Annotated in this window: 23 protein-coding genes; 12 read left to right on the forward strand and 11 right to left on the reverse strand. The window is 62.5% G+C overall.

What is annotated here, in order from left to right:
* Positions 1-135: 135 nt before the first annotated feature.
* Positions 136-1,308 carry a porin gene (locus U5A67_RS05200; protein ID WP_205986312.1) on the forward strand — a complete coding sequence of 391 codons (1,173 nt, stop codon included), beginning with the start codon at positions 136-138 and terminating at the stop codon, positions 1,306-1,308.
* Between the two features lie 84 nt (positions 1,309-1,392).
* Here U5A67_RS05200 and U5A67_RS05205 read toward each other — a convergent pair whose 3' ends face one another.
* Positions 1,393-1,797 (reverse strand): PPC domain-containing DNA-binding protein, encoded by a 405-nt coding sequence (locus U5A67_RS05205; RefSeq protein ID WP_321813404.1) that lies wholly within the window; start codon positions 1,795-1,797, stop codon positions 1,393-1,395.
* Between the two features lie 98 nt (positions 1,798-1,895).
* On the opposite strand from U5A67_RS05205, the gene U5A67_RS05210 reads away from it, so the two are divergent.
* Positions 1,896-3,098: a polysaccharide pyruvyl transferase family protein gene (locus U5A67_RS05210; RefSeq protein WP_321813306.1), complete on the forward strand. Its 1,203-nt coding sequence runs from the start codon at positions 1,896-1,898 to the stop codon at positions 3,096-3,098.
* A gap of 174 nt (positions 3,099-3,272) precedes the next feature.
* Here the strand turns inward: U5A67_RS05210 and U5A67_RS05215 are convergent, their stop codons facing one another.
* The 3 genes from U5A67_RS05215 to U5A67_RS05225 form a co-directional block, all read right to left on the reverse strand.
* Complete coding sequence (locus tag U5A67_RS05215) at positions 3,273-4,436, reverse strand: porin (RefSeq protein WP_205986310.1); 1,164 nt, start codon at positions 4,434-4,436, stop codon at positions 3,273-3,275.
* A 572-nt stretch (positions 4,437-5,008) separates the two neighbouring features.
* Positions 5,009-6,562: a DHA2 family efflux MFS transporter permease subunit gene (locus U5A67_RS05220; protein ID WP_321813307.1), complete on the reverse strand. Its 1,554-nt coding sequence runs from the start codon at positions 6,560-6,562 to the stop codon at positions 5,009-5,011.
* Positions 6,563-6,746: 184 nt separating this feature from the next.
* Positions 6,747-7,673, reverse strand: coding sequence for a carbon-nitrogen hydrolase family protein (locus U5A67_RS05225; RefSeq protein ID WP_321813308.1), 927 nt, complete (start codon positions 7,671-7,673; stop codon positions 6,747-6,749).
* Positions 7,674-7,777: 104 nt separating this feature from the next.
* On the opposite strand from U5A67_RS05225, the gene U5A67_RS05230 reads away from it, so the two are divergent.
* The 8 genes from U5A67_RS05230 to U5A67_RS05265 all read left to right on the forward strand — a co-directional run bounded on the left by U5A67_RS05230 (position 7,778) and on the right by U5A67_RS05265 (position 14,010).
* Positions 7,778-8,710, forward strand: coding sequence for a LysR substrate-binding domain-containing protein (locus U5A67_RS05230; RefSeq protein WP_321813309.1), 933 nt, complete (start codon positions 7,778-7,780; stop codon positions 8,708-8,710).
* A 143-nt stretch (positions 8,711-8,853) separates the two neighbouring features.
* A complete protein-coding gene (locus U5A67_RS05235) occupies positions 8,854-9,162 on the forward strand; it encodes a YXWGXW repeat-containing protein (RefSeq protein ID WP_205986306.1) in 309 nt (102 codons plus the stop codon).
* Between the two features lie 219 nt (positions 9,163-9,381).
* Positions 9,382-10,044, forward strand: coding sequence for an RNA polymerase sigma factor (locus U5A67_RS05240; RefSeq protein ID WP_321813405.1), 663 nt, complete (start codon positions 9,382-9,384; stop codon positions 10,042-10,044).
* Positions 10,041-10,499, forward strand: coding sequence for a hypothetical protein (locus tag U5A67_RS05245; RefSeq protein ID WP_321813310.1), 459 nt, complete (start codon positions 10,041-10,043; stop codon positions 10,497-10,499). Before U5A67_RS05240 ends, U5A67_RS05245 begins: the two co-directional genes overlap by 4 nt.
* Positions 10,496-11,026 (forward strand): periplasmic heavy metal sensor, encoded by a 531-nt coding sequence (locus tag U5A67_RS05250; protein WP_321813311.1) that lies wholly within the window; start codon positions 10,496-10,498, stop codon positions 11,024-11,026. The genes U5A67_RS05245 and U5A67_RS05250 overlap by 4 nt, the downstream gene beginning before the upstream one ends.
* A 137-nt stretch (positions 11,027-11,163) precedes the next feature.
* The gene (locus U5A67_RS05255; protein ID WP_321813312.1) at positions 11,164-12,606 is read left to right on the forward strand and encodes a DUF1800 domain-containing protein; all 1,443 of its coding nucleotides are present in this window, start codon (positions 11,164-11,166) and stop codon (positions 12,604-12,606) included.
* Between the two features lie 5 nt (positions 12,607-12,611).
* Positions 12,612-13,760, forward strand: a complete 1,149-nt coding sequence (locus U5A67_RS05260) for a DUF1501 domain-containing protein (protein WP_415767780.1) — start codon at positions 12,612-12,614, stop codon at positions 13,758-13,760.
* Between the two features lie 49 nt (positions 13,761-13,809).
* Positions 13,810-14,010, forward strand: coding sequence for a YXWGXW repeat-containing protein (locus U5A67_RS05265; RefSeq protein WP_321813313.1), 201 nt, complete (start codon positions 13,810-13,812; stop codon positions 14,008-14,010).
* A 133-nt stretch (positions 14,011-14,143) separates the two neighbouring features.
* Here the strand turns inward: U5A67_RS05265 and U5A67_RS05270 are convergent, their stop codons facing one another.
* Entirely contained in the window at positions 14,144-14,314 is a 171-nt protein-coding gene (locus U5A67_RS05270) for a hypothetical protein (RefSeq protein ID WP_321813314.1), read from the reverse strand.
* A 359-nt stretch (positions 14,315-14,673) separates the two neighbouring features.
* On the opposite strand from U5A67_RS05270, the gene U5A67_RS05275 reads away from it, so the two are divergent.
* Both U5A67_RS05275 and U5A67_RS05280 read left to right on the forward strand, forming a co-directional pair.
* The gene (locus tag U5A67_RS05275; protein ID WP_321813315.1) at positions 14,674-15,069 is read left to right on the forward strand and encodes a hypothetical protein; all 396 of its coding nucleotides are present in this window, start codon (positions 14,674-14,676) and stop codon (positions 15,067-15,069) included.
* A 156-nt stretch (positions 15,070-15,225) separates the two neighbouring features.
* Entirely contained in the window at positions 15,226-15,642 is a 417-nt protein-coding gene (locus U5A67_RS05280) for a hypothetical protein (protein ID WP_321813316.1), read from the forward strand.
* Between the two features lie 14 nt (positions 15,643-15,656).
* Here U5A67_RS05280 and U5A67_RS05285 read toward each other — a convergent pair whose 3' ends face one another.
* From U5A67_RS05285 to U5A67_RS05310, 6 genes are all read right to left on the reverse strand, one after another.
* On the reverse strand, positions 15,657-16,013 hold the full coding sequence (locus U5A67_RS05285; protein ID WP_321813317.1) for a Rap1a/Tai family immunity protein: 357 nt from the start codon (positions 16,011-16,013) through the stop codon (positions 15,657-15,659).
* A gap of 109 nt (positions 16,014-16,122) precedes the next feature.
* Positions 16,123-17,256, reverse strand: coding sequence for a porin (locus U5A67_RS05290; RefSeq protein WP_321813318.1), 1,134 nt, complete (start codon positions 17,254-17,256; stop codon positions 16,123-16,125).
* 132 nt (positions 17,257-17,388) lie between these two features.
* Complete coding sequence (locus U5A67_RS05295) at positions 17,389-17,763, reverse strand: nuclear transport factor 2 family protein (RefSeq protein ID WP_321813319.1); 375 nt, start codon at positions 17,761-17,763, stop codon at positions 17,389-17,391.
* Between the two features lie 59 nt (positions 17,764-17,822).
* Positions 17,823-18,758 carry a 3-keto-5-aminohexanoate cleavage protein gene (locus U5A67_RS05300; RefSeq protein WP_321813407.1) on the reverse strand — a complete coding sequence of 312 codons (936 nt, stop codon included), beginning with the start codon at positions 18,756-18,758 and terminating at the stop codon, positions 17,823-17,825.
* A 19-nt stretch (positions 18,759-18,777) separates the two neighbouring features.
* Positions 18,778-19,647 (reverse strand): fumarylacetoacetate hydrolase family protein, encoded by an 870-nt coding sequence (locus tag U5A67_RS05305; RefSeq protein ID WP_321813320.1) that lies wholly within the window; start codon positions 19,645-19,647, stop codon positions 18,778-18,780.
* Between the two features lie 59 nt (positions 19,648-19,706).
* A complete protein-coding gene (locus U5A67_RS05310) occupies positions 19,707-20,648 on the reverse strand; it encodes a VOC family protein (protein WP_321813321.1) in 942 nt (313 codons plus the stop codon).
* Positions 20,649-20,667 lie beyond the last annotated feature (19 nt).

Below are 20,667 nucleotides of genomic sequence, written 5' to 3' on the forward strand. Positions count from 1 at the left end.
TTTTCGACACGTACCTGTAATTGCATTTCCTTAAATTCTCGGTTCCTGCTGTATCGCTGCGGCCATGTGAATTGGACTCCTAACCACACGCTCGTCCATACGCATGGTGACTTATCTTTCTACTACGGAATCGACATGAAAAAAGCGTTGTTGAATACTCTCGCGCTCGCCACCCTGGCTGCGTCGTCGATGGCGCATGCGCAAAGCAGCGTCACCCTGTACGGCACCGTCGATGCGGGGCTCGACTACATCAGCAACCAGAAATCGTCGGCGGGCCACGGCGCTACGTATGGGATGCAATCGGGTAACGTCAGCACGAGCCGTTGGGGCCTGCGTGGCTCCGAAGACCTCGGCAACGGCCTCCGTGCGATCTTCGACCTCGAAAACGGTTTCTCGACCGTCACCGGCAAGGGCTCGAACGGCGGCTACATGTTCGGTCGTCAAGCATGGGTCGGTCTGTCCAGCAGCCAGTACGGCACGGTCACGCTGGGCCGCCAGTATGACGCGCTGGTCGATATGATCGCGCCGATGTCGGCAACCGGTTCGGGCTTCGGCGGCAATATCGCCGATCACCCGTTCGACAACGACAACCTGAACAACGACGTTCGCATGAACAATGCGATCAAGTTCCGCAGCGCGACCTACGCAGGCTTCCAGGCCGAGGCAGCCTTCGCGTTCAGCAACCAGGGCGGCGGTTTCTCGCAGAACGACGCCTACACCTTCGGCGCGTCGTGGAACGGCGGCCCGCTGAACGTGGCGGTCGCGTACTTCCAGGGCAACCAGCCGGGCTCGACCACGGGCGGCGCGCTGTCGGCCGGCACCAGCACCGACAACGATCCGATGTTCGTTGCCGCGCGCACGCGCACGCTGGGCGCAGGCGCGAGCTACACGATCGGCGCGGCCAAGGTTGGCGCCGTGTTCACGCGCACGATGATCGCTTCGCCGACGGAAATCGCACAAGGCGGCTCGCTCAACACCTTCGACGCGGACTACCTCACGTTCAACAACTACGAACTGAACGGCCGCTATCAGCTGACGCCGCAATTCAGCCTGGGCGGTTCGTACGTCTACACCGACGGTTCGCTCAGCCGCGCTGCGGGCAACGCATCGCCGCACTGGAACCAGTTCATGCTGCAGGCCGATTACGCGCTGTCCAAGCGCACCGACCTGTACCTCGAAGGCGTGTATCAGCGCGTGTCGGGTGCGAACGGTATCGCCGTGCTGGGCAATGCGTCGATCTACAGCCTCGCAGCTTCGTCGAGCAACACGCAGGCTGTCGTGGCAGCAGGCATGCGCCTGAAGTTCTGATGATGCAGGCGCAAGCCTGAACAGAGCGAAACAGACGCGGCGGCGTGAGCGGTCTTGACGACCCTCGCGCCGCCGCGTTGCTTTTTACGCTTCAGGATCGTTGCGAATCACGAGTTCCTGAAAGCCGGTTTGCGCGTCGTGCTCGCGCGTGAAGCGGTAACCGGGCAGCAGCGTCAACAGCACTTCTGCTGTCGTGCGCACAATGCAGCCAGGCGCAACATGACCGCCCAGCACCCGGCCCTGCGCATCCGAAACGCTCATATGCAGATGCGCGCCATTTACGGCTAGCGAGCCTGCCAGCGTGAGAATTTCGTAATCGCCACGCAGCGAGGTGGGCTGATCGACGCCCGCGAAGCGCAATTCCACCGCGCTCAGACTGCCGATTCCCTGCACGACATAAGCGGCTTCGGCGCGATGCAGCGCCAGCGCAAGACCGAGCGCCTGGCGCAGATCGTCGCCGGGAGAAAGCCTGATGGGTAGCGCCTGCATGAACGGCTCCACGTGCGGTTTGGGCATGACAGATTAAATCACGTTGCCGCGCGGCACAGCGTAGTATCGATTTCGTGCGAACGATTCGAGGCCCGCTCATGTCCCAGGCTGCACGCACGGTGTTGTTCGGCGCATTCGATCGCCATAATTTCGGCGATCTGCTGTTTGCGCATGTGCTCGCTCGTCTGCTCGCGCCGCGCGAGCCGGTTTTTGCGGGCCTGGTCACGCGCGATCTGCGGGCGTTCGGCGGTCATGCGGTGCATGCGATCGGTGAAATCGCTGCGGGCCAAACGCCTGTCGATCTCATTCACGCAGGCGGTGAGTTGCTCACCTGCAATGCGTGGGAAGCCGCTGTCATGCTGACGCCGCCAGAACGCGTGCAATCGATGATCGAAGAAGAAAGCGCATGGTGCGCGAATCCGCTTGCCTGGTCGCGGCAGCAGTTGGGAATCGCAACGCGCTCGCCTTATGTGCTTTCGAAATCCTTATTGCCCAGATTGCGAATCGCACGCATCGCCTTTCATGCAATGGGCGGCGCAGCGCTGGATCAACGCGACAATCTCTTTCAGCAGGAAGTCATCGACAAACTCCAGCACGCCGATGCAATCACGGTGCGGGACGCAAAAACGCAAATGCATCTGCAAACACGCGGTATTGATGCGCCCGTTACTCCCGATCCGGCCGTCATGGTGGCCGACCTGTTCGGCGCGCACATCGCAAAGCGCGCCACACAAACACCGCTCGACGCAATAAAAAGTGCCTTTCCGCAGGGCTTTTCTGCGATCCAGTTCGACGCGAGCTACAGCGACGACGCCACGCTCGACGTGCTCGCGCGTGAGCTTTCGCGCATGGCACAGGAAGAGAACATCGGCATCGTGCTGTTTTGTGCGGGCATTGCGCCCTGGCACGACGATCGCGCACTCTACGAGCGACTGAAACAACGCCTGCCGATAAAAGCCGTGCTGTTCGATTCACTCGACATCTGGGACATCTGCGCGTTGATCGCATCGAGCCGCGTCTACGCAGGCAGCAGCCTGCACGGCCGTATCGTGGCGATGGCGTTCGCACGGCCACGCATCAACATCGTGCACAGAGAATACGGAGACCAGCCATTGCAGCCGCCCAAACAAGCCGCTTTTGCAGCAACGTGGGAGCCGGAAGACGTCGCCGCGACGACGTATGTAGACCAACTCGCGGATGCCGTTCACGCAGCGCTGCGTGCAGATCCCGGCTTGCTGCACGACACCGCCAGCGATCTGGTGCGCCGTTATCGTGCGGCCTTTGCAGCATCGGCCCTGTAAAACAAGGCCTGAAACGCAGCTGGCCCGCCGGCGAAGTGCGCCTTGTGAGCACATTTCGCACGACGGGCCAGCTGTGACGCTTGCCTCTCGACGCGCGGGCGAACCGGCCGATCCGCCGCGCGCGCTGTTCAGCTTACGTTTTCAGACAGTCAGGCTTCGATTCGAAGCGTTGACTTAGAAGCGGTGACGCAGACCAACCGTAGCAGCGACCTGGTTTTGCGTGGTCGACGGCGACAGCGTGTTGATCATGGCGACGTTAGCCTGGCCAGCGCCGAACGAGCCCGATGCGTGCTGGTAGACGCCTTCGACGTACACGTCGGTGCGCTTCGACAGCGAGTAGTCAGCTTGCAGCGAAGCCGTCTGCCACTTCGGATCGGTCGAACCAGCCGAGTTCTTCAGCTTGCCGTCCGTGAACGTGTACGCTGCTTCCAGGCTCAGAGCCGGGGTCAGCGCGTAGCGGCCGTTCAGTTCGAAGTTGTCGAGGTGCAGGTTTGCGCCCGACTGGATGTTGAACGTCGAACCTGCGTTGTCCGAACCGGCCAGCAGGTTTTCGTACTGCGTGTGGGTCCACACGAAGCCGACCGTTGCCGGGCCGTACGTGTAGTTCACGCCTGCGCCCATCGTGCGCTGCGTTTGCGCCGTCAGGTTGTAGTTGTTGCCGTTGCCAGCACCGACTGCGCCGCTAGCCGAGTTCGACAGGCTCGTCGAGTTGTTGATCTGCATGTACGCGGCCGATGCGTTCAGCGGGCCGTTGTTGTACGAAGCACCCACGCTCCATGCGCGGTTGTTCGAGAACTGGCCAGCGTCGTTGCTGAAGCCGTACATGCCGCCGAACTTGAAGCCAGCGTAGTTGACGCTCGTGTACTTGACAGCGTTCTTGACCGAGAACGAGTGGTCGAGGTTGTCGTTGTCGAACGGGTGAGCCGTCAGGTTGTTGCCGTAGCCTGCGCCCGTTTCCGACAGCGGCGACAGGAAGTCAACCATCGAGTCGTACTGGCGACCCAGCGTCAGCGTACCGAAGCGGTCGCTTTGCAGACCGACGAACGCCTGACGGTTGAACATCGTGCTGGCTTCCGTGTCCTTGCCGTTGTTCAGGTTGAAACCGTTTTCCAACGTGAAGATGGCATGCAGACCGCCGCCCAGGTCTTCGCTGCCTTTCAGGCCGAAGTACGTGTCCGACAGCGCGCCGCTGCCTTGATTCCACGTCGAGTGGCCGCCTGCGTTGTTCGCGTAGACGATACCCGCATCCAGCGAACCGTACAGCGTGACGCTGCTTTGTGCGTGAGCCGAAACTGCGAACGCGCTCAGGACGCCCGCGATGATCAGAGTGTTCTTCATGACTTTCCTAAAGTAACTTGCTTGACTTGCTTGACTTGCAGATCGCGCAGAAAGGCATCCGGGTATTGGACGCATTCCGCAATCTCCGGCGAAGTTTAAGTGCCACAGCCATGTAATCGGATGATTTACGCGGTGGAACAGATATTTGCTAAATATGGAAATATCGAGTTTTCGGCGCTTAAAACCTTGTCTCAAAAGGGAAAAACGCCATCGACGCCGTCATCTGCCTGTCACACACCTGTGGCAATCACGCGACGCTGTTGTCAAGTTATCGAATTTGATTATTGTCAAATTCAGCCCAATTAGAGCCTGACCCGCATGGTAATATTTCGCCGTCTGAGGTAACTCCGGAACAGTTACCGAAGATAAAAGGGGTGACCGAGTCTGCGGCCACCCCTTTTTCATTTGTGCGGTGATTTGTCGCGCACCGCCTTTCATTACGTCCAATTGCGTTGAATTAGCGTCAGGCATACGAAAGCCGGCACAACCGATAATCGGTCGCGCCGGCTTGAGAAAATCCGCTACGTTATTTACATCTGGTTACGCACAATACCGCGAATTAATGGAACTTATTAATGCGCACCTGCGGCACTCGATGCGTCCGCAGCACTACGCGAAGGCCGCGTAATCCAGATCAGCGGAATGATGGCGATAAAGATGATCGCCGAGATATAGAAAATATCGTTCAGTCCCATGACGGCCGCCTGCGCATCCACCGAACTGTTGAACAGCGCGTAGGCCGAGTTGCCGCTCAGGTGCAGCGACTGTTGCACGTTGTCCATCTGCTGCGTGAACACCGGATTGGTCGGGCTCGCCTGCTCCGAGAGCCGCACGTGATGCAGGATCGTGCGGTCGTTGAAGGCGTTGCCGATCAGCGATGTGCCCACGGCCCCGCAGAACGTCCGCGCGAAATTGGACAGCCCCGCAGCCGCCGGAATCTTCTCGGGCGGCAGGCCCGAAAGAATGATCGACGTGAGCGGCACGAAGAACATCGCCATCGGGATGCCTTGCAGCAGCGTGGGCAACACGATGTCCCAATGCGAGACATCGGTATAGAACTGCGTGCGCATCATGAACACCACGGCAAAGCCCACGAACGCCACGGTCGCGATATAGCGCGGATCGCTGCGCGGCAGCAGGCGGCCGATGATCGGCGTGAGCAGCACCGCGAACACGCCGAGCGGCGCGGTAGCAAGGCCCGAATCCACCGCGCGATAGCCCAGATAGCCCTGCATCCATTGCGGCAGCAGCACCAGCGTGCCGAAGAACATGCCATAGGCCACTGAAATCGAAATCGTGCCGCCCGCGAAATTGCGCTGCGTAAACAGGCGGATATCGACCACGGGGTTCTCCGCCGTCAGTTCCCAGACGATGAAGAACGCGAAGCCCACCAGCGCGATCAAGCCGAGCGCGACGATCAGCGGCGAATCGAACCACGCGAGATCCTTGCCCTTGTCGAGCATGATCTGCAACGACGCGACCCAGACGACCAGCAGGCCCAGACCCACGCCATCGATCGGCAAACGCCGCGTGGGCGATTCGCGCTCGCGATAGATCGCCCATGTCACAGCCGCCGCAAACAGGCCCACAGGAATATTGATGTAGAAGATCCACGACCAGTTGTAGTCGTAGGTGATCCAGCCGCCCAGCGAAGGACCGGCGATCGGGCCGACCAGCGCGGTCATCGACCAGAGCGCGAGCGCCGTCGACGACTTCTGTTTCGGCCACGAACCCAGCAGCAGCGCCTGCGAAAGCGGCGCGAGCGGCCCGGCCACGACGCCTTGCACAATCCGCGCGCCGAGCAGCGTGGGCAGATTCGGCGCGATGCCGCACAGCCACGAGGCCAGCACGAACAGCAGGATCGAACTGACGAACAGCTTCACGGTGCCGAAGCGCTGCGTGAGCCAGCCCGTGAGCGGAATGGAAACGGCATTGGCCGCCGCGAAGATGGTGATGACCCACGTGCCTTCGTCGACGGATACGCCGAGGTCGCCCGAAATCGTCGGGATCGCCACATTGGCGATCGACGAATCGAGCACGTTCATGAACATCGCCAGCGACACGGCAACGGTGCCGAGCGCGAGCTTGCCGCCGCTGAGCGGCGCGGGAGAGTGCGGTGCAGACATGGAATACGGATGTGATGGGCCAGGGACCGGCGGCGAGGCGCAGGCCACCCGGGAGCCTGGCAGAGCCTCGCGCGCCGATCAATGCCTGGACGCGCACTAGATTCTGACGCTGGAAGCAATAATGCCTGCCTCACATGCGCTTACTTCGATTAATCAGGTATCCATATTATCTACACCGCAGCGCTTACTCGCTCTGGAAATTCACCGTGCGCTTCGCGCGTTCGTCCACGTTGAGCGAAAACACGTCGGGGCGCGCGTAGTGGCCCACCACATCGAAGTCGTAACGTGCGCGCACGAGTTCGTCGGTATCGATCTGCGCCGTCACGAGGCCGGTCTCGCCGTGCAGCGGGCCCGCGAGAATATCGCCGAGCGGCCCGACGATCACGCTGCCGCCGTTGATGAGCGGGCGGGCCGGGTCCCAATGCGGCACGTCGATGCCGAGCGCCGCCGGCGAAGGCTGCACCTGACACGCGCTCACCACGAAGCAGCGCCCTTCGTGCGCGATATGGCGCATCGAGCACTGCCAGATCTCGCGTTCGTCGACGGTCGGCGCGCACCAGACCTGCACGCCCTTCGCGTACATCGCCGTGCGCAGCAGCGGCATATGGTTTTCCCAGCAGATGGCCGTGCCCGCCACGCCCGCAGCGGTCTGCACCACCCGCAGCGTCGAGCCGTCGCCCTGCCCCCAGATCAGCCGCTCGGTGCCCGTGGGCATGAGCTTGCGGTGCTTCGCCACCAGGCCTTCGCGCGGATCGAAGAACAGCGCCGTGCAATACAGCGTGTTGCCCGAGCGCTCGATCACGCCGATCACAATCGACGCTTCGCAGCGCGCGGACAGCGCCGCGAGCGCATCGGTTTCGGCGCCCGGCACGTCGATGGCGTTGTCGTAATAGCGCGCAAACGCCTCACGCCCTTCGGGCAGACGATAGCCCAGCCGCGTGCCGAAGATTTCGCCCTTCGGATAGCCGCCCAGCAGCGCCTCGGGCATCACGACGAGCGACGCGCCCGCGGCGCGGATCGCCTCTTCGAACGACAGAATGTGCTCCAGCGTGGCCGCTTTGCCCTGCGGCAGCGAGCCGATCTGCAAGGCGGCGAGAGTCGATTTCGGCATGATGTTTTTCTCCGTGATTCAGGTTCGGATTCAGGTTCGGCGAGTCGAATCCGTATGATGGAGGGGTCAAAACCTCGCGCCCACGCGCGCCGCCACTTTCTGCTATGCATGCCAGTGATATCTCCGGCGTCGATCTGAATCTGCTGAAGATTTTCGAAGCCCTGTTCGAGGAAGGCGGCGCGAGCCGCGCGGCGATCCGGCTGGACATGACGCAATCCGCCGTGAGCGCCGCGCTCAAACGCCTGCGCGTGCTCTACGACGACCGCCTCTTCACACCGACCGGACGCGGCCTCGCGCCCACTTCGCGCGCGCGCGAACTCAAGCCGGTCGTGAGCGAAGCGCTCGATCGCGTGCGCCAGAGTCTGGCGATCGCGTCGCCGAAACCCGCCAGCTTTCATGGCCGCGCCGTCGCCATCGGTCTGTCCGACGATTTCGAACTGGCGCTGGGCCAGCCCATCATCGCGCAGGTGGCGCGGCACGCGCCCGGCTTGCGCGTGATCTTTCGGCAGACTTACAGCCAGATCGTGAGCGACAGTCTTGCGAATCAGGAGATCGATCTGGCCATCGCGGCGGGCGGTTTCGGCGCGCGCGGGTTGAGCCATCAATCGCTCGGTCAGGGCGACTATGCGTGTCTCGTCGATGCGGCCTCGCTCGCGCCAGCGGGCAAGGACGATCACACCGCGCTCACGCTCGAGGCTTTCGTTGCGCGCGGGCATATTCTGGTTTCGTCGGGCGGCGTGGTCGGTATCGTCGATGAAGCGCTGGCCGCGCAAGGTCTGAAACGCACGGTGATCGCATCCACCACGCATTTCGCCGGCCTGCCGTATCTGCTCAAGGGCACGCAGGCGGTCGCCACCATTCCGCGCCATGCCGCCAGCGCCATCGCCGCGCTTACGGGGCTGCGCCTGGTCGAATGTCCGCTCGCCTTGCCCGGTTATCCGATCGAACTCGGCTGGCGCGCGAATGCGCTGCGCGATGTGGCCGTGGCGCGCGTGCGCGATGCCATCGGCGCATGTGCGTATTTACTGGGCGCCTGACGTATTGCGGGCAAGAGCGGGCGAAAGGCCCGCGCCGCAAAAAAATTTTCCTGCCAGCGACGGATTTCTCCCGCTGCCCCGTTCAAGTGAAACAAGGACGCACGAAGGCCGTGCGTTCCATCACGAACAACGGGAGGAAATCCATGCCTCGCAAGCCGCTTTTGTCATTCCGATCGATTGTCGTCGCCGCTACGCTCGCGCTCGCGGGCACCGGCGCGTTCGCGCAGACCGTCATCATCGCCCCTAACGCGCCGCCGCCGCCGCGCGTGGAACACGTGCCGCCGCCGCGCGCGGGCTACGCCTGGGACCCGGGCCACTGGCGCTGGAATCATGGCGCCTATGTCTGGGCGCCCGGCCACTGGCAGCCGGTACGCGTGGGCTACCGCTGGGTGCCCGGCCACTGGATCGCGCGCGGCCCCAACTGGCGCTGGGTGCCGGGCCATTGGGCCTGAGGCGGCGAGCATGAAAACGCTGCTCCTCATCGCCATTGCCGCGGCGGTCCTCGCGGGCTGCGTGGTCGTGCCCGCGCGCCCCGCGTATTACCGGCCCGCGGTCGTCGTATATTGAACGCTCGCGAACCGGCCGACGCCGCCGCCACGGCGGCTCGGCCCGAACCCGCGCAGGCCCCGGGAGGCCACGACGATGACTTTCGCGCTGCCGCCGGCGCCGGGATGCGCCCGGCGCCGGCCGCTGACGATACGCCACGGTACGGTGTCTTGAACGACGATCAGGAACACGAATCCGCGCGCCATCCGGCATCGGCAAGCCGCCAGGCGGACCCCGATGCGCCACTCATCGCCCGCGTTGGCGCGCGCGATGCGGGCGCGGTGCGCACGCTCGTCGCGAACAAGCTGCCGCGCCTGCTCGCGCTCGCCACCCGCATGCTGGGCGACCGCATGGAAGCCGAAGACGTCGCCCAGGAGGCGTTCATGCGTATCTGGAAACAGGCGCCGCACTGGCGCAGCGGCGAGGCGAAATTCGATACCTGGCTGCACCGCGTCGCGCTCAATCTGTGCTACGACCGCCTGCGCGGCCATCGCGAAGCGCCCGCTGCCACGGCCGACGCCTTGCCCGATGAAGCCGATCCCGCCGCGCGGCCCGACGAACAACTGGAATCGCGCGTGCGCGACGCGCGTGTGCGCGATGCGCTGGCCGCATTGCCCGTGCGCCAACGCGAAGCGCTGGTGCTCACTTACTATCAAGAACTTTCGAACGCCGAAGCCGCCGGCCTGATGGACATCACGGTCGACGCGCTCGAAAGCCTGCTGGCGCGCGCCCGGCGCAGCTTGCGCGCACAACTGGCCGGCGAAAGCGCCGGCAAGGATCGAGCATGACACCCGAACGATTCCACACACTCGTCGAAGCCTATGGCGCCGATCCGCGCCGCTGGCCACAGGACGAACGCGCCGACGCGCTCGCGTGGGCCCGCGCGCATCGCACGCAGGCCGATGCCGTGCTGCAGGAAGCGCTCGCGCTCGACGCGTGGCTCGCGCGCGATCTCGTTGCGCCGCCCTCGCGCGCCTTGGTCGAGCAGATCGTGGCGAGCGCGCCCGTGGCCGTGCCGGTGCAGGCGAAGCCGGATCGCGCGAAGCGCAAGCGCTTCTGGTGGTCGGGCGCGGCATTCGCGGGCGTGGGGATCGCAGGGGCGCTGGCCGGCGCGATGGCGATGTCGATGTTGCTGCCCGCGAACACGCTCAATAATTTTCACGCGCAACAGGAAGCGCTGCACGAAAGCAGCTATATGGATTCGAGTTTCGGCGGTTCGAGCGCCGATTGGGGTGATGAATGAACGCACGCTCGTGGAAGGTGCTGATTGTGGGATCGGTGCTGCTCAATGTGTTTCTGCTCGGCGGGATCGCGGGCGGCGCATGGCGCTGGTTCGCCGCGCGCGATGCACGCGAGGCGCAGGCGCAAACACAGACACAAACGCAAGCGCCGCCCGCCCAACGCGCCGCGCTGCGCTTTGCCACCGACAATCTCCCGCCCGAGCGGCGCGAGCAATTCATCGACGCGCTCAAGGCCGCGCGTCGCGAAGGCCGCGAAGACGCCCGCGCGGCGCGCGAGGATCGGCGTGAAGTGCTGGATCTGTTGGCTGCGCCGCAACTCGACCGCGCCGCGCTCGACGCTGCGCTGGCGCGCACGCGCGCAGCCGATAGCGCTTTGCGCGCGAAGGTGGAAAGCGGTGTCGCCGATTACGCGGCCACGCTCACGCCCGAAGAGCGCGTGAAGTTCGTCGAAGGTCTGGAGCGCAGCGGTCAGTGGCGTTTGCCGCCGCAGCAGCGCAAAGCGGTTTCGCAGGCGAGTTCCGCACCGTAATTGGCGCGGTAATCAACCTGACACTCGCACGAGGCGAAAAAATATCGGCGGAACCGCGACGGATTCATGCGCGAGCGGCGTTTAAGGACTGTACGCAACACCTGAACGCCCCTCAATCGACCTGACAAGGACCGCGCATGGACAGCCAGCCCACCGCCCGCGCCGCCGCGATCGCCATGAATCGCTTTGGTCTGGGTGCACGCGCCGACGAAGCGCCGCCCGCCGATCCGCAGCGCTGGCTGCTCGATCAGTTCGCGCGCTACGAACCGTTGCCTGCGGCGTGGCGCGAAGAACCCGGCGCGGTCGCGCTGGCGACGCGTTTTGGCGAAGAGCGCCAGCAAGGCATGGCGAATCAGGCCGAGGCAAGCGCACCGGCATCGGCTCCGACGCCAGCATCATCGCCGCAAGCCGCTCGCCAGGCGGTCAATCGTGCGATCCGGCGTGAAAGCGTCGATATCTATCGCAGTGCGGTGAACGCGCGCCTCACCAGCGCCTTGCAAACCGATACGCCATTTGTCGAGCGTCTCGTGCATTTCTGGTCGAATCATTTCGCCGTTTCCGTCGATAAGCCGGCCATCGCGGGTCTGGCCGGCGCGTTCGAAATGGAAGCGATCCGCCCGCACGTGCTCGGCAATTTCGAGCAGATGCTGGTGGCCGTCGAACAACATCCGGCGATGCAGCTTTTTCTCGACCAGACGCGCTCGGTCGGACCGGACAGCCGCGCCGCACAGCGCGCCGATCAACGCGATCCCGCGCACAAACGCGGCCTCAACGAAAACCTGGCACGCGAGATCATGGAACTGCACACGCTGGGCGTGCGCACCGGCTACACGCAGGACGACGTAACCGAATTCGCGCGTGCGCTCACCGGCTGGAGCGTGGCCGCGGCACGCGGCCCGCAGCCTGGCAATGCGCAGCCTGGCGCGTTTGTGTTTCGCCCCGCCCTGCACGAACCCGGCACACGCACGGTGATGGGCCGCCAATATGATCAGGATGACGAACTACAGGCGCTGGCGATATTGCACGATCTTGCGCACGCGCCCGCTACGAGCCGCCATATTGCGTTCCAGCTTGGCCGCCATTTCGTCGCCGATAACCCGCCGCCCGCGCTCACCGATCGCCTCGCCCTCGCCTTCGAACAAAGCGGCGGCGATCTGCCGACGGTTTATCGCGCGCTGATTGCAGCGCCGCAAGCGTGGTCCGCGCCCGACACCAAGTTCAAGACGCCGTGGGAATGGACTGTTTCGTCGATGCGCGCGCTCGGCTGGCGCGATCGCGGCGATCTGAACGCGGCGCCCTTGCTCACGCAACTCGGTCAGCCGGTCTGGCGGCCCGGTTCGCCCGCGGGCTACGACGATATCGCCGCCAGTTGGGCCGCACCCGATGCGCTGGTGAGGCGCGTCGAAGTCGCCCAGCGTTTCGCCGCGCGCGTGGGCGACCGCCTCGATCCGCGCGCGCTCGCGCCGACAGTCCTGCCCGGCACGCTCACGCCGCCCACCGCCACGGCCGTCGCGCATGCGGAAAGCGCACCGACTGCGCTTGCCCTGCTGCTCGTTTCGCCCGATTTTTTGAGGAGATAACCGCCATGCTCTCCCGCCGCCATTTTCTGTGCGTTGCCGCTGCCGGTGCAGGCGCGATGCTCGTCGCCCCGCAGATCGTGTTCGCGCATGCCGCCACCGATCGTCGCTTCGTGTTCGTGATCCAGCGCGGCGCCGCCGATGGTCTGAACATCGTCGTCCCTTATGCTGAGCCTGCATACGCGGGGCTGCGTGGCGCACTCGCCATCGATACGGCCAACGCCACCAAACTCGATGGCACCTTCGCGCTGCATCCCGCGCTCGCGCAGACCGCGCAGATGTATCGATCGGGGCAGGCGCTGTTCGTGCATGCGGTGGCCTCGCCTTATCGCGACCGCTCGCATTTCGACGGCCAGAATGTGCTGGAAACCGGCGGGCGTTCGCCGTATCAGGTCAAGGACGGCTGGCTCAACCGGCTGGTCGCGCAGGTGGGCGGCACGCGCGAAAACGCCATTGCGTTCGCGCCTACCGTGCCGCTCGCCTTGCGCGGTGCGGCGCGTGCGACTTCGTATGCGCCCTCCGCATTGCCTGCCGCAACCGACGATCTGCTCACGCGCGTTTCCGCGCTTTACGAAGGCGACGCGCAACTGCACGGTCTCTGGAATTCGGCGATGACGGCGCGCGGGCTCGCAGGCGATGCGAGCGCGAAGCAGGACCCGGCGAGCGTAGGCAAACTCGCGGCCGGTTTTCTTGCGCGCGCGGACGGCCCGCGCATTGCGATGATCGAAACCGGCGGCTGGGACACGCATAGCGCGCAGAACGCGCGGCTCGCGAATCAGTTGAAGGCGCTCGACACGATGATTGCGGCGCTGCGCGACAACCTCGGCTCCGCGTGGGACAACACAACCGTGCTGGTGGCGACCGAGTTCGGCCGCACCGCGGCGGCCAACGGCACCGGCGGCACCGATCACGGTCAGGGTTCGGTCGCGATGCTGATGGGCGGCGCGGTTGCAGGCGGCCGCGTGATCGCCGATTGGCCCGGTTTGCGCCCGGGCGATCTTTACGAATCGCGCGATCTCAAGCCCACCGCTGCACTCGATGCGTTGATCGCAGGCGCCGCCGCCGAAAGCCTGCAACTCGATCCGCAGCGCACGGCTGCCGCGCTGTTCGCGCAAGCAGGCGCGACAAAACCCATCACAGGACTTATACGCGCCTGATTCCCCAACCCGTAAGCAACGATAAAACCATCTTCAAGGAGGAACTCTTATGAAACCCCGAATCTATTTCGGTCTACTGATGTGTTCCGCGCTGCTCTCTGCGTGTGTAGTCGAACCTGCTCGCCCGCCCGAGCCCGCACCGCGCGTAGAAGTCGTGCCGCCCGCGCCTCAACCCGGCTACCACTGGGTCAAAGGCCACTACCGCTGGGAAGGCAATCATTGGCAATGGATACCGGGACACTGGGCCTGAACGGCGCAAAGCCGATTGTGATCAACAGGCGATGATCAAGGTCGTACAGACGACGCGCTTTTACTGAGCATCGTCGTCTGCAGAATTGAATACGGCGGTGCGTTGAAATTGACGCACCGCCGTATTTTTTTAATTAGCTATCCAGATCGAAAACCGGGTCGGTCTTGATCGAATCGTAGATTTCGGCCATCGGCATATCGCCCACCTGGCTGCGGATATAGGCTCCGAACGCGCGTTCGTACAACTCGCGGCCCGCTGGTGCGGCCAGCGTCAGTTCGAAACATTCGAGAACGAATTCGGCCATTCTGTCTGCATCGACGAGAAGGGTTTCTGCTTTCCTCTGATCCATTCGTGCACCCTGCGGCAGCGCCGCCCATCCATTACAAGCCGCGAATCTTACCCCAAGTCCGACCGGACCGTGATAGCGAGTCTAACGCTTTTTAACCTTGCCGGACGTGCCATTGCGATGACTGGGTCATTTCCCCTTCAATTGACCCTGCAGCGCGCGCCCGAGTGTTGACCGGCATCATTTCGCGGGGAAACGGTGCGCCTATAGTCAAGGGCGGTCACAGACGGTCAAGGGCGGTCATTTGCGAACGTTCACGACCACAACGAGGAAACCAGCGCAAACCGATAGTCACCCCATTACTGCAGGAGCAATCCATGTCGATCAAGCAGACCGAAGTCGTGGCGGCAAAACAATCCGTTGTCAGGGCGAATAGCGAAACAGACGCCGACGTCATTCGCCTCTCGCCTGATGTGCAGGAAATCATCTCGGCGATGCAACCCGGCGTGCGCTACAACACACGCGAACTCGCGAAACTGGTGGGTATTCGTGCACCGGCCTTGAATACGGTGCTTATCCAGGCCCTGCAAACAGGCGCAATCCGTGAAGCCGGGCGATCGGCCGATAACCGCTACTGGATACCCACAGCAGAACAACTCGCGCTCGAAGCACGGCTTCAACAGCGTAACTGGTGGTGTCAGGGCGCATTGACGGGCTACGACGAAGAGCATCGCCAATTCCGCAATCTCTGCATGCTCGTGCGGCGTTCATGAAGCGGCTGCAAAGGTTCCAATGCATGCAGCCCCTTTTCAGGATGAGCCTCGACCGGCGCCTATTAGAATCCCGCGCGCAACGCGCGCCAGGCGCCGTCAACCATCGGCCGGCTTCGCACTGCAACATCTTGAATCCCTGCAACAGGAACTGATTTCATGGACACCACCCAAAGCGATGGCCGCCAGGCGGCTCCAACGGTCACCGCCGCGATAGCAATGGAGCGCCTGCAACAGGCGGGCCTCCAGACCGACACATTGGCCAGCCCGGTGCCAACCGCCACGGTCCCCAAACTCAACGACGCTTTCGAACTGCTGCACGAAAGCGTGCGTCTGGCCAACGAAGACTTCACCATGTTGTTCAAGATGCTGGAACCGCATTTGCCACGGCATCTTTTTAACAGCGGTGCGCATATCACGCCGTCGCTCGACAGCGATGCCATCAAGAATTTCGACAGCCATCCCTCGCGTGGCCCCGAATACAGCCCGACCTATAGCAAGGTGATCAATGCGGCCGAAGCCATCAGCCGCATGCGCAAAGGCATCGAGTTAATCACCAGGCACCTGGTCATCTAGTGCCCGTGCGCTGCTTACCGGCAGGGAAAATTGGCGAGCAGCGCCTTGTAGACGATGGCGCCGGTGGGCTCCAGAATCTGGTCGAGATGGCCCTTGATATAGCCGAGCACCACGCGCAACTGATCCCCGCGCGTGAGGTTTTGCGGCAGGCAGTAACGCGGTTTTTGCCGGTCGATCAAGGTCTGAACGAGGACACCGTTCGAATAGCCTGCCAGATACATTGCACAGGCTTCGAGATTCTCTGCCCGCTGGCAGATAGCGTAGAAGCCATCGCCCTGATCGATCGACGGAGCGGGTTGCGTCTGGGCAAAGGTCGAGCCGGTTGCGAGCGCAATGGCAAGCGCGGCAGAGGCGTAAATGCGTTTTTTCATGATTGCGATGGTTGGAATTGAACCGGCGCAAGCATAGCCGCAGGGCAGCGCGCAGGCTTTGCCGTCCGTCAACCTCAGACCATCGCAAAACACACAATCGGCGATCGCTTCAGAAAAACGTCTGCATACCTATGTGCGCAGCGAACTGATGATTATTGCTCGACGGCGTCAGCCCGCCGATCCACGCATTATGGGTGCCTGCCACATCACCGCCGGTCCACTGATACGCCGCTTCCGCATAAAGCATCGTGCGCTTCGACAATGAATACTGCACGGTCGTCGTCACCTGCTGCGCGCGGTTGTGATCGAGTTGTGCATTGCCTTTGATGTACTGGTAATTCGCGCCCAGACGCCAGAATGGATTGAACGAATAGAGCCCGCCAATCTGGCCTACCTGCGCCACCGCGCCCGTCAAGGTGTTCTTCGTATAGGTATAGAGCGCGTTCGCATAGAGATTGCCGAAGGTATTCCCCATGCCAATTCCGAAGTTGCGAATACCATCGTGGCCGTCGTTCATCGACGTATAACGGGTCTCGTTATAAGCCGCGCCCGCCCCAAACGTGCCGTAACTGTAATTCGCACCCAAGCCAACGGTATTGTTGGCCGAAAGGCTGCCCGCCGTATTGCCAAAACCGTAGAGCGCGCCAAAACGCAAACCGTCCAATACCGCCGACGTGAATTTCACCGAATTCGACACGCGCGTCATGCCCGCCGTTTCATCGAAGTCGAGTGAGCCGGTCATATTGCCCGGAATGCCCAGCGTGGAAAACGGGCCCTGCCGCATGTTGAACAGGCCGCCGTACATGAACGTGCCGTCGAGGCGCACTGGCGGAAAGAACAGGAAATCGAACAGCAGGTTGTACTGCTGGCCAAAGGTGAGCTTACCAATGCCCTCTTTTTCGATGCCGACATACGCACCGCGATTGAAGTCCGCGCCCGGCCCCGGAATGCCCGCGCCAGTATTGATAAAGAATTGCGACTGAAGATCGAAAACCGCCTTGTAACCGTCGCCCAGATCCTCTACGCCGTGCAATCCCCAGATGCTCGGCGTGTATTCGGAATCCTGGGCGAGAAATGCGCCATGACCGTTTTCATTCGATGCATACGTAAGGCCGACGTCGAGAATGCCGTAAAGCGTAACGCTACCTTGCGCATGCGCGCCCGGCATCATCAAGGCAGCAACCGCCGCGCCGATCACCGTCGCGACACGCCGCTTGTATCGTGTCTTGTTCGTCTCTTCCATGATCTCTCCAACCGTGTATTCGTTCGTTATGCGTCTCTGCGGACCTGAATCGAATTCTCTGCGAATTTTCTATTTGATATGTAATCCTATATTTAATCGATAAACCCGCCTCGCAAGATATCTTCAATCCGGCTAAGCAATGAAACTCTGCATCGCGGCGATACGCCAGCCGTCGGCCGATCGGATCCACGAGGCTTCATAGCGGCTCAAGATGGAGAGCGTCCCATTGGCTGTCCGCACGCTTGCCGCCATCGCACCGCTCAGCAGCGCAAAGCGCTCTCGCACAAGAATGTCGCTCACATCGAGCGATACGCTTTCGTAACGCATCGCGCCACCTGTCAGCTTGGCCAGATAACTGGCACGCGTATCACGCGCGCCCGTCGAATGGATATAAATGAGGCTTTCGTCGAAGATCGCTTCCAGCGCTTCCGTATCGGCCGCCAGCATGGCAAGACGGCGCTGCTCTTCCAGCGCTCGAAGGGCAGTTACATCAGGTTGCCCGGTCATCAACTCGCGTCCTTTTCATTGAGCGCGCCACGCGGCAAACACGTGGCGCGAAAGCTTCCTTAAAGCCGCGTATTGTCGCGGCCTTTGAGGCCCAACATCGCACGTGCCTCGGCGGGCGTGGCGATCTCGTAGCCCAGACGCAGCAACAAATCGCGAATCATCTCGACCTGCTCGGCGTTCGACGTGGCAAGTTTGCCCGGCCCGATCGACAGCGAATCCTCCAGCCCCACGCGCACATTGCCGCCCATCAGCGCGGCCTGCGTAATGAGCGGCATCTGATTGCGTCCTGCGCCCAGCACCGACCACTGATAGGTCTCGCCAAACAGCTTGTCCGCGATGCGCTTCATGTGCACGAGGTTCTCTGGGTCCGCGCCGATACCGCCCAGAATGCCCAGCACGAACTGCAGGAAGATCGGCCCTTTGACAAGGCCGCGATCGACGAAATGCTTGAGGTTGTACAGATGCCCGACGTCATAGCATTCGAACTCGAATCGCGTGCCGTGCGCCTGCCCCAGACGCGCAAACACTTCCTCGATATCGGCGAAGGTATTGCGGAAGATCGCGCGGCGCGTGCCTTCGATATATTCGCGCTCCCACTCATGCTTGAAGGTCTTGAGCTTGTCGAGAATCGGAAACACCGCGAAATTCAGCGAGCCCATATTGCACGAGGCCATTTCCGCCGATACGTCGATGGCCGCCGCGAGGCGCTCGTCGAGCGTCATGCTCACTGCGCCTCCCGTGGTGATATTGATGACGGCATCGGTAGCCGCATGAATGCGCGGCAGAAAGCGGCGATACGCGGCCGGGTCGAATGCGGGGCGGCCATCTTCGGGATTGCGCGCGTGCAGATGCAGGATTGCCGCGCCGGCTTTCGCGGCGGCGATCGCCTGCTCCGCGATTTCATCGGGCGTGACGGGCAGATACGGCGACATGCTCGGCGTGTGAATCGAGCCGGTAATCGCGCAGGTAATAATGACTTTGCGTGCCATGCTAATGTTCTCCGCGATCAGTTTTTCAAGCGGGCTCGGCAACCACGACGTTTTCGATGTGGCCCACGCCGTCGATCTCCACGCGCAGCACATCCCCCACGCTCAGGAAACGCGGCGGCTTGTGCGCCGCGCCCACACCCGAAGGCGTGCCCGTTGCGATGACATCGCCGGGTTCGAGCGTCATCACCGTCGAGAGATACGCAATCTGCTGCCACACGTTGTAGATCATCTCGCCCGTGCGCACTTCCTGCCGGCATTCGCCATTCACGAGCATGCGCATCTGCAGCGCGTGCGGATCGGCAATCTCGTCGGGCGTCACGATCCACGGACCGAACGGGCCATGCGTGTTGAAGGACTTGCCGAGCATCATCGTCGGCGAACGCATCTGCCAGTCGCGCACCGAAACGTCGTTGCAAACCACATAACCGGCGATGACCGACGCCGCCTCTGCCTCGCTCACATGACGACACCGGCGGCCGATCACCACACCCAGTTCCGCTTCATAGTCGAGCTTGTCCGATACCTTGGGCATATGCACCGGATCGAACGGCCCGTTCACACACGAGACCTGTTTGTTGAACCAGACCTGGCTGTCCGGCACCTGAATGCCCGCCGCGCGCGCCTCTTCCACATGACGCCGATAATTCATGCCGATGGCGAGAAACTTCGACGGATTGGGCACCGGCGCGTCGAGCCGCACATCGGCGAGCGGCCAGGTCACGGCCTGTTCGATACGCACATCGCGCGCTCGTTGCATCAGCGCGGGGCCGCCCTGCAGCAGTTCGAGCATCGTGCGGGGCAGCGCCGGATCGCTCGCGGGCAGGTCGATAATCTGCTGGCCTTCGACCTTGCCGATGGAGATATATCCGCGAGATTGAAAAGTGACGAGTTTCATAGTAATCCTTACAAATTGAATTGATTGATCAGCCGTCGGGCACGTTCAGGCGAACAGGGTTATGCGCCCTGTTCGGAGTTCTCGAGAAATGCAGGGGGCAAGTCCGGGCCCCAGAGATAAACGCCGTCCTCCGGGGCGTGATCCTCAGCCACCCAATCCACCGAAGCGGGAATGAAATCCATCGTGGCGCTGTATTCGGAGAAACTGCCCCACGGGTCCTGCACGTAATAGAAGTAGTTCGAGCCCAGCACGTGGCGCCCCACGCCCCAGCCGTTGCGATAACCCGCGGAAGCCATCTGCATATAGCCAAGGCCCACATCTTCCACAGTCGGCACATCCCAGCTCAGGTGATGCATCGCCGGTCCCGAACTCATTGCAAATGCAAACAGGTGATGATCGCCGCCGTGTGGCGCATGCAGAAACGCCACGCCATCGCCCGAACGATCGGAGAGGCGCAAGCCCAGCACGCGCTCGCAGAACGCGATCTGCGCCGGCACGTTCGGCGTCGCAAAAGCGATATGGGACATTCGCGCAGGTCGCACTTGCGCGGTATGGCGCCGATAAGGCGCGCAACGCACGCCGTTTTCCGGCAGATCGGGAAGCTGATGATTCGCCTCATCGAGCGTCGTCTTTACGCCCGCACGAATCTGCAATGCGATGCCATCGGGATTGCGAATCCAGAAGCCTGCATTGTCAGCGCCCGGCGGCGGCGCGATGAATTCCACGCCCGCCTCTTTCGCACGCGACTTCAGCGCGTCCAGTTCGTCCTCGAAACAATGCAGCGTAAGCGAATCGAATTTCTTGCGCGCGCCTTCGCGCAAGCGTCCCCACACATGCGGCGAACCTGCGGTGCGAATCAACAGGCCACCTGCGCCATTGGGCTCTACGTCGAGTCCGAAAGCAGTGTAAAAGCGCTGCGCGTCGTCGAGCGAAGGCACTGTCATGCCGAATTCGCCGATCGAATGAATGCCGAGGCGGTCGTGCCGGCGGCTCTGGGTCATGTTCATCTCCTGGTTATGT

It is taken from the genome of Paraburkholderia sp. J69-1 (assembly GCF_905220255.1).
Taxonomy (GTDB): Bacteria; Pseudomonadota; Gammaproteobacteria; order Burkholderiales; family Burkholderiaceae; genus Paraburkholderia.